General features: G+C 71.4%; 13 protein-coding genes. 6 read left to right on the plus strand and 7 right to left on the minus strand.

Annotation, left to right across the window (positions count from 1 at the left end; all coding sequences use genetic code 11):
• Positions 1 to 548 (minus strand): homocysteine S-methyltransferase family protein (locus ACZ6I1_RS22145; protein WP_469289681.1); only part of this gene is annotated, 548 nt, incomplete at its 3' end.
• 267 nt (positions 549 to 815) lie between these two features.
• Here ACZ6I1_RS22145 and ACZ6I1_RS22150 point away from each other — a divergent pair.
• From ACZ6I1_RS22150 to ACZ6I1_RS22170, 5 genes are all read left to right on the plus strand, one after another.
• Positions 816 to 1583: an IclR family transcriptional regulator gene (locus ACZ6I1_RS22150; protein ID WP_469289683.1), complete on the plus strand. Its 768-nt coding sequence runs from the start codon at positions 816 to 818 to the stop codon at positions 1581 to 1583.
• Between the two features lie 323 nt (positions 1584 to 1906).
• Positions 1907 to 2695 carry an MIP/aquaporin family protein gene (locus ACZ6I1_RS22155; protein WP_469289684.1) on the plus strand — a complete coding sequence of 263 codons (789 nt, stop codon included), beginning with the start codon at positions 1907 to 1909 and terminating at the stop codon, positions 2693 to 2695.
• A gap of 36 nt (positions 2696 to 2731) precedes the next feature.
• The gene (gene glpK, locus ACZ6I1_RS22160) at positions 2732 to 4258 is read left to right on the plus strand and encodes a glycerol kinase GlpK (RefSeq protein WP_469289686.1); all 1527 of its coding nucleotides are present in this window, start codon (positions 2732 to 2734) and stop codon (positions 4256 to 4258) included.
• Between the two features lie 40 nt (positions 4259 to 4298).
• Positions 4299 to 5906 carry a glycerol-3-phosphate dehydrogenase/oxidase gene (locus ACZ6I1_RS22165; protein WP_469289688.1) on the plus strand — a complete coding sequence of 536 codons (1608 nt, stop codon included), beginning with the start codon at positions 4299 to 4301 and terminating at the stop codon, positions 5904 to 5906.
• 138 nt (positions 5907 to 6044) lie between these two features.
• Positions 6045 to 7040, plus strand: a complete 996-nt coding sequence (locus tag ACZ6I1_RS22170) for a PAC2 family protein (protein WP_469289690.1) — start codon at positions 6045 to 6047, stop codon at positions 7038 to 7040.
• A 177-nt stretch (positions 7041 to 7217) separates the two neighbouring features.
• Here ACZ6I1_RS22170 and mshC read toward each other — a convergent pair whose 3' ends face one another.
• The 4 genes from mshC to ACZ6I1_RS22190 form a co-directional block, all read right to left on the minus strand.
• A complete protein-coding gene (gene mshC, locus ACZ6I1_RS22175; RefSeq protein ID WP_469289691.1) occupies positions 7218 to 8447 on the minus strand; it encodes a cysteine--1-D-myo-inosityl 2-amino-2-deoxy-alpha-D-glucopyranoside ligase in 1230 nt (409 codons plus the stop codon).
• Positions 8448 to 8557: 110 nt separating this feature from the next.
• Entirely contained in the window at positions 8558 to 9409 is an 852-nt protein-coding gene (locus ACZ6I1_RS22180) for an SCO1664 family protein (protein WP_469289888.1), read from the minus strand.
• Entirely contained in the window at positions 9373 to 9963 is a 591-nt protein-coding gene (locus tag ACZ6I1_RS22185; RefSeq protein WP_362595049.1) for a DUF3090 domain-containing protein, read from the minus strand. The genes ACZ6I1_RS22180 and ACZ6I1_RS22185 overlap by 37 nt, the downstream gene beginning before the upstream one ends.
• Before the next feature lie 67 nt (positions 9964 to 10030).
• A complete protein-coding gene (locus tag ACZ6I1_RS22190; protein ID WP_469289693.1) occupies positions 10031 to 10735 on the minus strand; it encodes a histidine phosphatase family protein in 705 nt (234 codons plus the stop codon).
• Positions 10736 to 10789: 54 nt separating this feature from the next.
• Between ACZ6I1_RS22190 and ACZ6I1_RS22195 the strand changes: the two genes are divergently transcribed.
• A complete protein-coding gene (locus tag ACZ6I1_RS22195) occupies positions 10790 to 11782 on the plus strand; it encodes a magnesium and cobalt transport protein CorA (RefSeq protein ID WP_469289890.1) in 993 nt (330 codons plus the stop codon).
• 18 nt (positions 11783 to 11800) lie between these two features.
• Here the strand turns inward: ACZ6I1_RS22195 and ACZ6I1_RS22200 are convergent, their stop codons facing one another.
• Together ACZ6I1_RS22200 and ACZ6I1_RS22205 are read right to left on the minus strand one after the other, a co-directional pair.
• Positions 11801 to 12589: a ferritin-like domain-containing protein gene (locus ACZ6I1_RS22200; RefSeq protein ID WP_469289695.1), complete on the minus strand. Its 789-nt coding sequence runs from the start codon at positions 12587 to 12589 to the stop codon at positions 11801 to 11803.
• A gap of 217 nt (positions 12590 to 12806) precedes the next feature.
• Positions 12807 to 13856, minus strand: a complete 1050-nt coding sequence (locus ACZ6I1_RS22205) for an LLM class F420-dependent oxidoreductase (protein WP_469289697.1) — start codon at positions 13854 to 13856, stop codon at positions 12807 to 12809.
• Positions 13857 to 13868: the final 12 nt, after the last annotated feature.

The following is a 13868-nucleotide window of genomic DNA, read 5'->3' on the forward strand; positions in this document are numbered from 1 at the left end:
GAGGACTTCGTCTGGAGCAGGTCCTGGGTGGTCTCGACGAGCAGCGCGTCCGCGCCGCCGGAGAGCAGACCCTCCGCGTTGACCTGGTACGCGTCGCGGATCTCGGCGTAGGTGATGTGGCCGAGGGTGGGGAGCTTGGTGCCGGGGCCGATGGAGCCGAGGACCCAGCGCTGCTGTCCGGTGGAGGCGGTGAACTCGTCGGCGACCTCGCGGGCGATGCGGGCACCGGCCTGCGACAGCTCGAAGTTGCGCTCGGCGATGTCGTACTCGGCGAGCGCCGCGAGGTTCGCGCCGAAGGTGTTGGTCTCGACGCAGTCCACGCCCACCGAGAAGTACGCCTCGTGGACGGTGCGCACGATGTCGGGGCGGGTGACGTTCAGGACCTCGTTGCAGCCCTCCAGCTGCTGGAAGTCCTCCATCGAGGGGTCCTGCGCCTGGAGCATCGTCCCCATGGCCCCGTCGGCGACGACCACACGGGTGGCGAGCGCCTCTCGGAGGGCATCGGCCCGGGTCTGGGTGTCTGCGGACGGGTTCGGCAACGAGGCCATGGTTGAGCTCCCTGGGGTGCGACGGCTGTCGGCTTTGCACCCCCACTGTGTTCAGGGGCGCACGCGGCCAGCGTAACCGGGCGGCACCTGACCCGGTGAGGGCGTCCCACGTGGCGGACTGCATTCTGTGGCGGGGCGTCCACTCGGGTGAGTCGGTCCTGCGGGTGACCGGCTCAAACGTGCGTACGGAACCCCTCACCATGCAAAACGTCGGCATCGACCGATAGTGTTCGTCATTGTCGAACTACGTCAGCAGGAGGCTGCGCCATGGCACGGAACATCCAGTCGCTCGAGCGAGCCGCTGCGATGCTGCGACTCCTGGCGGGTGGCGAGCGCCGGCTGGGGCTCTCGGACGTCGCGTCCTCCCTGGGCCTGGCCAAGGGCACGGCGCACGGCATCCTGCGCACCCTCCAGGCGGAGGGCTTCGTCGAGCAGGACCCGGCCTCGGGCCGTTACCAGCTGGGCGCGGAGCTGCTGCGCCTGGGCAACAGCTACCTGGACGTGCACGAGCTGCGGGCGCGCGCCCTGGTGTGGACGGACGACCTGGCCCGGGCGAGCGGCGAGAGCGTGTACGTGGGCGTGCTGCACAAGAGCGGGGTGCTGATCATGCACCACGTGTTCCGGCCCGACGACAGCCGTCAGGTGCTGGAGGTGGGGGCCATGCAGCCGCTGCACTCCACCGCCCTGGGCAAGGTGCTGTCCGCCTACGATCCGGTCGCGCACACGCAGGCGGTGGAGGTGGAGCGCGAGGCGTTCACGCCGCGCACGGTCACGGACCCCGCCGGGTTCGAGGAGGTCCTCGGGCTGACCCGGGCGCGGGGGTGGGCCGCCGACGTCGAGGAGACCTGGGAGGGCATCGCCTCGGTCGCGGCGCCCATCCACGACCGGCGCAGGATGCCGGTCGGCGCGGTCGCCGTGGCGGGGGCCGTGGAGCGGGTCTGCGGGGAGTCCGGCGAGCCGCGGGCGTCCCTGGTGGCCTCCGTACGGGACTGTGCGCGGTCGGTTTCACGCGACCTCGGAGCGGGCCGGTTCTGAGCTTGACCTGACTCGTTCAACCCACCCATGGCGGCCTCGAGCTGCATTTGGGTGGGTTTTGTCATTTACTGATCATGGATTGGCCGGATTTGGTCGATCGCACCGGGTGGTAACGATCCGGTTCTTTGACCTGGCCAGGCCTTGACGGGTTCTTCACACAGGCGAAAACTGCCGTTCATCGGTCGGCAATGTCGAACACCTACCGGCAATACGCGTTAAGGTGTGGCAAGGCCAAGGACCGGTGCAGCACTCACCGAGTGCGCGGAACCACCGGAGGGACCCGGTGTCCGCCCACCCCTGGACGTAAGACAAAGGAGTCGCGGGTGTCCAGCTCCGACATCTTCATCGGCGAGACCATCGGTACCGCCGTACTCATCCTCCTCGGCGCCGGCGTGGTCGCCGCAGTCGTGCTCAAGCGCTCCAAGGCGCAGAACGCGGGCTGGCTGGCGATCACCTTCGGGTGGGGTTTCGCGGTCATGACCGCCGTCTACATGACGGGCACCCTGTCCGGCGCCCACCTCAACCCCGCCGTCACGGTCGGTATCGCGATCAAGGACGGCGACTGGGGCAACGTTCCGGTCTACTTCGCCGGCCAGCTGCTCGGCGCCATGATCGGCGCCACGCTGGCCTGGGTGGCGTACTACGGCCAGTTCCAGGCGCACCTCACCGATCCGGAGATCGTCGCCTCCAAGTCCGAGCACGCGGGCCTGGTCGACCAGAAGACGGAGCCGAACGCCGGCCCGGTGCTGGGCGTCTTCTCCACGGGCCCCGAGGTCCGCAACGTGTGGCAGAACCTCGCCACCGAGATCATCGGCACCCTGGTGCTCGTGCTCGCGGTGCTCGCCTACGGCCTCAACGACAGCGGCAAGGGCCTCGGCCTCCTCGGCGGTCTGATCGTCGCCCTGACCGTCGTCAGCATCGGCCTCTCGCTCGGCGGCCCGACCGGCTACGCCATCAACCCGGCGCGCGACCTGGGTCCGCGCATCGTCCACGCGCTGCTTCCGCTGCCGAACAAGGGCGGCTCCGACTGGGGGTACGCCTGGATCCCCGTCGTCGGCCCGCTGATCGGCGGAGCCCTCGCCGCGGGTATCTACAACCTCGCGTTCGTCTAAGCCGTTCGCCCACCGGACTTCCCAGGAGCAGCCACCATGACCAGCAGCACCGGCCCCTTCATCGCCGCGATCGACCAGGGCACCACCTCCTCCCGCTGCATCGTCTTCGACCGCGACGGCCGCATCGTCGCCGTCGACCAGAAGGAGCACGAGCAGATCTTCCCGAAGCCGGGCTGGGTCGAGCACGACGCCACCGAGATCTGGACCAACGTCCAGGAGGTCGTCGCCGGCGCCATCGCCAAGGCCGAGATCACGGCCGCCGACGTCAAGGCCGTCGGCATCACCAACCAGCGCGAGACCACCGTCCTGTGGGACAAGAACACCGGCGAGCCGGTGCACAACGCGCTGGTCTGGCAGGACACCCGCACCGACGCCCTGTGCAAGGAGCTCGGCCGCAACGTCGGCCAGGACCGCTTCCGCCGCGAGACCGGCCTGCCCCTCGCCAGCTACTTCGCCGGCCCGAAGGTCCGCTGGATGCTCGACAACGTCGAAGGCCTGCGCGAGCGCGCCGAGGCCGGCGACATCCTCTTCGGCACCATGGACTCCTGGGTCATCTGGAACCTCACCGGCGGCGCGCAGGGCGGTGTCCACGTCACCGACGTCACCAACGCCTCGCGCACCATGCTGATGAACCTGCACACCCTGGCCTGGGACGAGAAGATCGCCGAGTCCATGGGCGTCCCGCTCAACGTCCTGCCGGAGATCAAGTCCTCCGCCGAGGTCTACGGCCACGTCAAGGACGGCGTCCTGGCCGGCGTCCCGGTCGCCTCGGCGCTCGGTGACCAGCAGGCCGCGCTGTTCGGGCAGACCTGTTTCGCCGAGGGCGAGGCGAAGTCCACGTACGGCACCGGAACGTTCATGCTGATGAACACCGGCGACAAGATCATCAACTCCTACAGCGGCCTGCTGACCACGGTCGGCTACCAGATCGGCGACCAGAAGCCGGTCTACGCCCTCGAGGGCTCCATCGCCGTCACCGGCTCGCTCGTCCAGTGGATGCGCGACCAGATGGGCCTGATCAAGTCCGCGGCCGAGATCGAGACCCTGGCCTCCTCCGTCGAGGACAACGGCGGCGCCTACTTCGTACCGGCCTTCTCCGGCCTGTTCGCCCCGTACTGGCGCTCCGACGCCCGCGGTGTGATCGCCGGCCTGACCCGGTACGTCACCAAGGCGCACATCGCCCGTGCCGTCCTGGAAGCCACCGCCTGGCAGACCCGCGAGATCACCGACGCCATGACCAAGGACTCGGGCGTCGAGCTCACCGCCCTCAAGGTCGACGGCGGCATGACCTCCAACAACCTGCTGATGCAGACCCTCTCGGACTTCCTGGACGCCCCCGTGGTGCGCCCGATGGTCGCCGAGACCACCTGCCTCGGCGCCGCCTACGCCGCCGGCCTGGCCGTCGGCTTCTGGCCCGACACCGACGCCCTGCGCGCCAACTGGCGCCGCGCGGCCGAGTGGACCCCGCGGATGCCCGCCGAGCAGCGGGACCGCGAGTACAAGAGCTGGCTCAAGGCCGTGGAGCGGTCCATGGGCTGGGTCGACGACGAAGACGCCAGCTGACCGCACCAGCTGAGTCAATCGACGAGGAGCTAAGAGAGATATGAGCAACCCGCAGAGCGTTCCCGCGCTGGGTACGCACCCGACCGCCGGTTCGAACCCGAGCCGCGCCGAGACCCGTGAGCAGCTGGCCAAGGCCACGTACGACCTGCTGGTCATCGGCGGTGGAATCCTGGGCACCTCGGTGGCCTGGCACGCCGCGCAGTCGGGTCTGCGGGTCGCCATGGTGGACGCCGGCGACTTCGCCGGCGCCACCTCCTCCGCCTCCTCCAAGCTCGTCCACGGCGGTCTGCGCTACCTGCAGACCGGCGCGGTCAAGCTGGTCGCCGAGAACCACCACGAGCGCCGGGTGCTGGCCAAGGACGTGGCCCCGCACCTGGTCAACCCGCTCACCTTCTACCTGCCCGTGTACAAGGGCGGGCCGGTCGGCGCGGCGAAGCTGGGCGCGGGCGTGTTCGCGTACTCGGCGCTCTCGGCCTTCGGTGACGGCATGGGCAAGGTCATCTCGCCGGCCCGCGCCGTCGCCGACAACCCGGGCCTGAAGACGGACAACCTCAAGGCCGTCGCGGTCTACTACGACCACCAGATGAACGACTCCCGCGTCGCCGTCATGACGGTCCGCGCGGCCGTCGAGTCGGGCGCGGTCGTCCTCAACCACGCCGAGGTCACCGGTCTGCGCATGACGCGCGGCCGGGTCACCGGCGCCGAGCTCAAGGACCGTCTGGACGGCACCGAGTTCGGGGTGGACGCGCGCGTCGTGCTCAACGCCACCGGCCCGTGGGTGGACCACCTGCGGCGCATGGAAGACAAGCACGCGATGCCGTCGATCCGCCTGTCCAAGGGCGCGCACATCGTGATGAAGCGCAAGTCGCCGTGGAAGGCCGCGATGGCCACCCCGATCGACAAGTACCGCATCACCTTCGCGCTGCCGTGGGAGGACCAGCTGCTGCTGGGCACCACCGACGAGGTCTACGAGGGCGACCCGGGCGACGTGCGCGCCACCGAGGCGGACATCCAGCAGATCCTGGACGAGGCGGCCTTCTCGGTGAAGGACGCGGACCTGGACCGCTCCCTCATGACGTACGCCTTCGCGGGCCTGCGCGTGCTGCCCGGCGGCCCCGGCGGGGTCGAGAAGGCCAAGCGCGAGACGGTCGTCTCCGAGGGCGCGGGCGGCATGCTGTCGGTGGCCGGCGGCAAGTGGACGACGTACCGCCACATCGGCCGCGTGGTCATGGACAAGCTGGCCAAGCTCCCGGGGAGCCCGCTGACCGAGGACATGGAGCCGGTGAAGTCCCTCGTGCGCCGGATCGCGCTGCCCGGTGTCGCCAACCCGAACGCGGTCGCGCACCGGCTGCTGGTGGACCGCGAGCCCGGCACGCGGATGGACCCGCTCACCGCGCGCCACCTGGCCTCGCACTACGGTTCGCTGGCCTTCGACATCGCCCGCCTGGCGAACGAGGACCCGGCGCTGGCCGAGCGCATCCACCCGGACGGTCCGGAGATCTGGGCGCAGGTCGCCTACGCCCGTGACAACGAGTGGGCGCAGACGGTCGACGACGTGCTGCGCCGTCGTACGACGGTGACGATCCGCGGCCTGGACGACGCCTCCGTGCGCGCCCGGGTCGAGGAGATGCTGAGCCACAGGGCATAGCCGAGGCATAGCTCTCGCGCAGGTGGGGAAGAGGGGCGGTTCCGAGGGGAACCGCCCCTCTGTCGTGGGCTGTGGCCGGTGCCTCATCAAGGCTTAGGCTGACCCACGTACACAAGGGAACTTCGGAAGGAGACCTGGGTGATCGAGCTTGAGGGCGTGCCCGAGCTGATCGACCCGGTCATGGTGGCCGCGTTCGAGGGCTGGAACGACGCGGGTGACGCCGCCTCCGGTGCGGTCGCACACCTGGACCGGGAGTGGAAGGGCGAGGTCTTCGCGGCGCTCGACGCCGAGGACTACTACGACTTCCAGGTCAACCGGCCGACGGTGTGGCTGGACAACGGGGTGCGGAAGATCACCTGGCCGACGACGCGGCTGTCGGTGGTCCGGATCGGCGGTGCCAAGCCGCGGGACCTGGTCCTGGTGCGCGGGATCGAACCGTCCATGCGGTGGCGGTCGTTCTGCAACGAGATCCTCGGTTTCGCGCACGAACTGGGCGTGGAGATGGTGGTCATCCTGGGGGCGCTGCTCGGGGACACCCCGCACACGCGGCCGGTTCCGGTGAGCGGGGTCACCTCGGACGCGGACCTGGCGCGGACGATGGACCTGGAGGAGACCAAGTACGAGGGCCCGACCGGCATCGTGGGCATCCTCCAGGAGGCCTGCACGCACGCCGGAGTCCCGGCGGTGTCGCTGTGGGCGGCGGTCCCCCACTACGTGTCCCAGCCGCCGAACCCGAAGGCCACGCTGGCGCTCCTGAACCGGCTGGAGGATCTGATCGACATCCGGATCCCGCTGGGTGAACTCCCGGAGGACGCGCGGGCGTGGCAGCTGGGCGTGGACCAACTGGCCGCGGAGGACAGCGAGGTGGCGGAGTACGTCCAGACGCTGGAGGAGGCGCGGGACACGGCCGACCTGCCGGAGGCCTCGGGGGACGCCATCGCCCGGGAGTTCGAGCGGTACCTGCGGCGCCGCGACCCTTCCGCGGCCGCGGGGGGCGAGCCGGGTGACGGGTCGTACCTGCGGGACACCTCCAGCGGGCTCCAGCGGCCCCCGAAGCGCAAGGACTCCGGGGAGGAGCCGCAGCCCCCGGCCGCCGCGCCGCCGGACGAGGACGACACCCCGCCGGAGGCCTAGCCGGCCGGGGCGGGGGTGCGGGTGCGGCGCCGCCGCGCAAGCGTCCCGGGCTGCGCCCGGCCTCGTGGGGCTCCGCCCCACACCCCACGCCTCAAACGCCGGCGGGGCTGGATCTTCCAGCCCCGCCGGCGTTTGAGGCGCTGGGGGCACCCCCAGCGGCAATGGCGACGCGGCCCGCTACAGGGCCACGCCCAGGAGGGCGTCCACCGTTCGGGAGACCAGGCCGGGGGCCGACTCGTCGGTCTCGTCGGAGGCGAGCTGCCGCTCCACCCAGCGGTCCACGGCCGCCAGCGCCGCGGGGGCGTCCAGGTCGCGGGAGAGGGCCTCGCGGACCTCCTCGACCAGGCCGTCGGCCGGAACGCCGTCCGGCCGGGACACGGCCGCACGCCACCGCTCCAGCCGGGCCACCGCATCCGCGAGGACCTGGTCCGTCCACTCCCAGTCGTCGCGGTAGTGGTGCGACAGCAGCGCCAGGCGGATCGCGGCCGGGTCCACCCCGGCCCGCCGCAGCGCGGACACGAAGACGAGGTTGCCCTTCGACTTCGACATCTTCTCGCCGTTCAGGGCGACCATGCCGGCGTGTACGTACGCCTTGGCCATCGGGAACTCGCCCGTCAGGGCCTGCGCGTGCGAGGCGCCCATCTCGTGGTGCGGGAAGGCCAGGTCGGAGCCGCCGCCCTGGATGTCGAAGCCCATGCCCAGGTGGTCCAAGGCGATCGCCACGCACTCGATGTGCCAGCCGGGCCGGCCGCGGCCCAGCGAGCCGCCGTCCCAGCTCGGCTCGCCCGGACGCGCGGCCATCCACAGCATCGGGTCCAGCGGGTTCTTCTTGCCCGGCCGGTCCGGGTCTCCGCCCCGCTCCGCCGAGAGCAGCCGCATCGCCTCGGCGTCGAGGTTCGAGACCTCCCCGAAGTGCGGGTCGGACTCCACGGAGAAGTAGACGTCGCCGTCCAGCTCGTACGCGGCGCCCGCGTCCCGCAGCCGCTCGACCAGCGGCACGATGCCGGGTATGGCCTCGACGGCGCCGATGTAGTGCTGCGGCGGCAGCATGCGCAGGGCGGTCATGTCCTCGCGGAAGAGGGCGGTCTCGCGCTCGGCGAGCTCCGTCCAGTCGTGGCCGTCGCGCAGCGCCCGCTCCAGGAGCGGATCGTCCACGTCCGTGACGTTCTGGACGTAGTGGACCTGCCGCTTGGTGTCGAGCCACACGCGCTGCACGAGGTCGAACGCGTTGTAGGTCGCCGCGTGACCGATGTGGGTCGCGTCGTACGGGGTGATGCCGCAGACGTAGATGCGGGCGACGGGACCGGGGTCGAGGGTGATCGTCCCCTGGGTCGCGGTGTCGTGGATCTCGAGGTCGCGGCCCTTGCCAGGAAGGGCGGGGACCTCGGAAGCGGGCCAGGCATGCATGTCTCGAGCCTAACCGGACGGATGTTCCGGAAACGAACCGGACCTGCACTGTTGTCTTGATCGGCACTCTTGCGGTCTGGCCGGAATTGTGCGTGTCCCCGGTGGCCGGTTCAGACCGGCGGCCACGGGATCGAGGGCCACTGCCCGGACGGCTGCGGATGGGTTCCGGTGCGCAGCAGCTGCGCCACCCGGTCCCGTACGGCGGCCAGCTCGACCGCCGTGATCAGTTCGGCCAGCCGGGTGGCGAGCGGGGCCCCCTCCGCCAGCTCGGCGGCCAGGGCGGCCAGCACGGTGCGGGCCTCGTCCGTCAGCGGTTCCCCGGCCCACCCCCACAGGAGGGTGCGCAGTTTGTCGTCCGCGTGGAAGGTGACGCCGTGGTCGATCCCGTAGAGGCGTCCGTCGGGCGCGGGCAGCAGGTGGCCGCCCTTGCGGTCGCCGTTGTTGATCACGGCGTCGAGGACGGCGAGGCGGCGCAGCCGCGGGTCGTCGGCGTGCACGAGCAGGGCGGTGCGGCCGTTGCCGACGTCGGCGAACGCGACGGGCTTCCAGCCGTCCCCCGCCTCCTCGCCCTCGACGAGGGCGAGGAGCTCGGCGCCGGGGCTCTCGCCCTCGGGGACCTCGATCCACCGCTGGACCATGCCCTCGCCGAACGGTCCGTCGCGCAGCACGGTGGTGGGTACCAGGCCCCAGCCGGTGGCCTCGGAGACCAGGTAGGAGGCGACCTCGCGCTGGGCGAGGTTCCCGTCGGGGAAGTCCCACAGCGGGCGCTCGCCCTTCACCGGCTTGTACACGCAGTCGGTGCTCACGCCGTCGTACGTGACGTTGCACAGCAGCACGGCGTTGGACGCCTCGCGGATCCGGCCGACGACGGTCAGCTCACCCCTGGTGAGCAGTTCCTCGAGCTTCTCCCGCTCCCCCATGACGGTCACACCTGGCGCCGGTAGCCGTTCTGGCGGGGGCAGACGTGTCCCTCGGGGTCCAGCGGCAGACTGCACAGCGGGCACGGCGGCCGGCCCGCGTTGACCACGTCCAGGGCCCGCTTGGCGAAGGCCCGGGCCTGGGCGCCGGTGAGGCGGACCCGCAGCATGGGCGGGCCGTTCTCCTCGTCCTGGAGGAGCCGCTCCTCCGCCTCGGCGAGGTCCTCGTCCGAGTCGGCGTCGAGTTCGACCAGGGCCTGCGCCTCGACGATCATCCGTTGTTCCTCGCCGTCCCAGGCCAGGGCCATGGTGCCGACGCGGAACTCCTCGTCCACCGGGACGTCCAGCGGCGCGGTGTCGGCGGCCTCGGCGGGGGCCACGGCCGGAACCGGGGCGTTGCCCCCCGTGCGCCGTACGACCTCGTCCAGCAGCTCGTCCATCCGCTCGGCCAGCGCCGCGACCTGGGTCTTCTCCAGGGAGACGCTGGTGACGCGGGGGCCGGCGGAGGCCTGCAGGAAGAACGTACGGCGTCCCGGCAGACCGACCGTGCCGGCCACGAAGCGGTCCGGCGGGTCGTAGAGGAACACCTGACGGGGCACGTCCAGTCTCCAAGTCTCGGCGGCGGCGCTCATGTACGGGGCCAGTCCACCCTACTGCGCCGTTCGATCACACCGCGCCCGCACCGCCTCCCACAACGGCGTTCCCGGCGTCTTCCACGGCTTTGTCCGGTGTGGTCGACCGCGGCACGAGCGAGTCGAGGTCCCCGGTGTCGCCGACCCGGAACACGAACGGCCGGGTCGGCGTGTAGCGGACGGCGGTCACCGAGCAGGGGTCGACGTGGATGCGCTGGAACAGGTCCAGGTGCATGCCCAGGGCGTCCGCGACGAGGGACTTGATGATGTCGCCGTGGGAGCACATGAGGAAGACGGCGTCGCCGCCGTGCTCCTCCTCGACCCGCGCGTTCCAGTCCCGTACGGCCTCCACGGCGCGCGCCTGCATGGCGCGCAGGGATTCGCCGCCGGGGAAGGCGGCCGCCGAGGGGTGCTGCTGGACGACCTTCATCAGGGGTTCGTCGGCCAGTTCGGCGAGTTTGCGGCCCGACCAGTCGCCGTAGTGGCACTCGCCGATCCGCTCGTCGGTGTGCAGTTCCAGCTCCGGCCGGGCGCCGAGCAGCGGGGCGAGGGTCTCGCGGCAGCGTTGCAGCGGGCTGGTGACGACGGCGGCGAGCGGTACGCCCGCCAGCCTGCCGGGCAGCGCGGCGGCCTGCTCGGCGCCGCGCTCGTCGAGGGCCACTCCCGGGGTCCATCCGGCGAGCAGCCCAGCGGTGTTGGCGGTGGACCGCCCGTGTCGTACGAGGATCAGCGTGGCCATGGCGCCAGCCTAAGCGCTGCCGGCAACGTGCGGGCGGGGCGCGGGCGGGGGAGAATACGCCGCGTGATTGTCGACTGCGCGATTTACCGGAACGGCCGCCGCACCGACGGCCCGGCGGACTTCTCGGACGCCCTGGAGGAGGCGCGGGCCACGGGGGACGCCTTCCTGTGGGTCGGCATGCACGAGCCGACCGAGAAGGAGTTCGAGCACGTCCGGACGGAGTTCGGCCTGCATCCGCTGGCGGTGGAGGACGCCCTGACCGCCCACCAGCGCCCGAAGCTGGAGGTCTACGACGACTCGCTGTTCGTCGTCCTGAAGCCGGTGCTCTACGACGACCACACGGACATAGTGACCAGCGGCGAGCTGATGGTCTTCATCGGCGACTCGTTCGTGGTCACCGTCCGGCACGGCGAGGGGGCGGCGCTGGCCGCCGTGCGGCGCCGGCTGGAGCAGGAGCCGAACGTCCTGAAGCACGGCCCCACGGCGGTGCTGTACGCGGTCTCCGACGCGGTGGTGGACCACTACATCGACGTGGCGGCCGAGCTCCAGGGCGACCTGGAGGAACTGGAGGCCGAGGTCTTCGCCCCGAACGCCTCGGACACCAAGAACACCGCCTCGCGGATCTACGCCTTCAAGCGGCAGGTGCTGGAGTTCCGCCGGGCGACGAGCCCGCTGCTCCAGCCCATGAACCGGCTGGCCTTCGGGAACGTGCCCTTCGTCCACGAGCACGCCCAGCCGTTCTTCCGCGACGTGGCCGACCACCTGACCAAGGCGAACGAGTACGTGGAGGGCCTGGACCGGCTGCTGTCGGACGCCCTCGCCGCGCACCTGGCGCAGATGGGCGTCCGGCAGAACGACGACATGCGCAAGATCTCGGCCTGGGCGGCGATGGCGGCCGTTCCCACGATGGTGGCGGGGATCTACGGGATGAACTTCGAGCACATGCCCGAGCTGGGCTGGGGCCTGGGGTATCCGGGCGTGGTGCTGGTCATGGCCGGCGCGTGCCTGGGCCTGCACCGGTTGTTCAAGCGGCGGGGCTGGCTGTAGCCGGTCCCGGCCGCGGCCTCAGGCGAACTCGGGGGAGGTGACCGGTGCGCCGCCCAGGGCGTCGCGCCGCTGGGGCATGCGCAGGTCCACCATCCGGTGCCAGCCGCTGAACCGCTCGTACGCGTACATCCCGCGGATCCCGGCGGCGAGCGCGGCCGCCTTCGGTTTGGGCCAGTGCAGCAGCCGCCCCATGTGCTCCATGACGGCGAGGCTCACGTCCCGGTAGATGCCGATCTCGGCGAGCGCGCTCTCCCGCAGCACCCGATGGATGGCGCGGCCGTGGCCCGCACGGGCCAGGCGCAGCAACTCCTCGTGGCAGTAGGCGAGGTGGTTGTCCTCGTCGTGGCTGATCATGCGGATGGCCTTGCCGACCTCGGGGTGGTCGCCGAAGTGCCGGACCAGCATGTCCATCTGGTCGGCGGCCCGCTGCTCGGTGACCCGGCTGTGCGAGAGGTAGACGACGATGTCGCGCTCGGTCAGCGGCTCCTCGCGGCGCAGCTTGTCGTGCGCGAGGCCGATGCCGCGCCGCTCCAGGAGCATCGTGTAGTCGGTCTCCGGGGGTACCGGGACGGGCGGCAGACCGCGCTTGCGGAGCAGGGCGTTGAAGATCCGGCCGTGCTTGTCCTCGTCGGCGCCGTGCCGGGTGATCTTGGGCGCGAGGTCGCTCATCGCGTCCGGCACGAGGGCCGCGATGCGGGCGTTCTCCCAGCCGCCCTGGGTCTCCCCGCTGGCGGCGATGGAGCAGAACAGCTGGAAGGAGTCGTCGTTGTCGACGATCTCCTGGAACAGGCTGCGGGCAGAGAGCATGCACCGAGTCAAACGCCGCTCGCGGGGGGCGGCAACCGAAGGGCCGCGCCGCTCGCCCGAATGAACGAAACCGGCGGTGGGGTGCCGGCGCGTAACCCCGCGGGCGCCCCGCGCGTTATCGCGTGTGTCGGCCGTGGCGGGGAAGACCCCCGAGCCCCCACCACGGCCGCAGGCCCCCCTTTCGGAGCCGGCCGCCGAGGCCGGCCGGCTCCGGGCGTCAGGCCAGGCCGGCGCGTTCCATGGCCTCGGTGCCGGCCCGCAGGGCGGCGATCCGCTCGTCCAGGGTGAAGCCCGCCGGGGCCAGCGTGAGGGTGGTGACACCGGCCTCCGCGTAGGCCCGCATGCCGTCCGCGATCCGCTCGACCGGGCCGAGCAGCGTGGTGGAGTCGATCAGGGAGTGCGGGACGGCCTGCGCCGCGCCGGTCTTGTCGCCGCTCAGGTACTTGTCCTGGATCTCCGCGGCTTCCTTCTCGTAGCCCATGCGCTGGGCCAGCTGGTTGTAGAAGTTCTGCTTCCGGCTGCCCATGCCGCCCACGTACAGCGCGGTGTAGGGGCGGAACATGTCGGCGAGCGCGGACACGTCCTCACCGAGGGCCAGCGGCACGGTCGGGCACACGTCGAACCCGTCCATGGTCAGCCCGGCCTTCTCGCGGCCCGCCCGGATGTGGGTGAGCGCGGTGGCCTCCAGGTGCTCGGCGGCCGGGAAGATCAGCAGGGCGCCGTCGGCGATCTCGCCGGTCTGCTCCAGATTCTTGGGGCCGATCGCGGCGATGTAGAGCGGGATGTGCTCGCGCTCGGGGTGCACGGTCAGCTTGAGCGGCTTTCCCGGGCCGCCGGGGAGCGGCAGGGTCCAGTGCTCGCCCTCGTAGCTCAGCCGCTCGCGGGACATGGCCTTGCGGACGATCTCCACGTACTCCCGGGTCCGCGCGAGCGGCTTGTCGAACGTGACGCCGTACCAGCCCTCGGAGACCTGCGGGCCGGAGACGCCGAGGCCGAGCCGGAAGCGGCCCTTGGTGAGGGAGTCCAGGGTGGCGGCGGTCATGGCCGTCATCGCGGGCTGGCGGGCCGGGATCTGGAGGATCGCCGAGCCCACGTCGATCCGCTCGGTCTGGGCGGCGACCCAGGCGAGGACGGTCGGGGCGTCGGAGCCGTAGGCCTCGGCGGCCCAGCAGACGTCGTACCCGAGGCGGTCGGCCTCCTGCGCGACGGCGAGGTTGTCGGCGTCCATGCCCGCACCCCAGTAGCCGAGATTGATGCCGAGCCGCATGTGTCGTCCCCT

It is taken from the genome of Streptomyces sp. NPDC046303 (assembly GCF_055588085.1).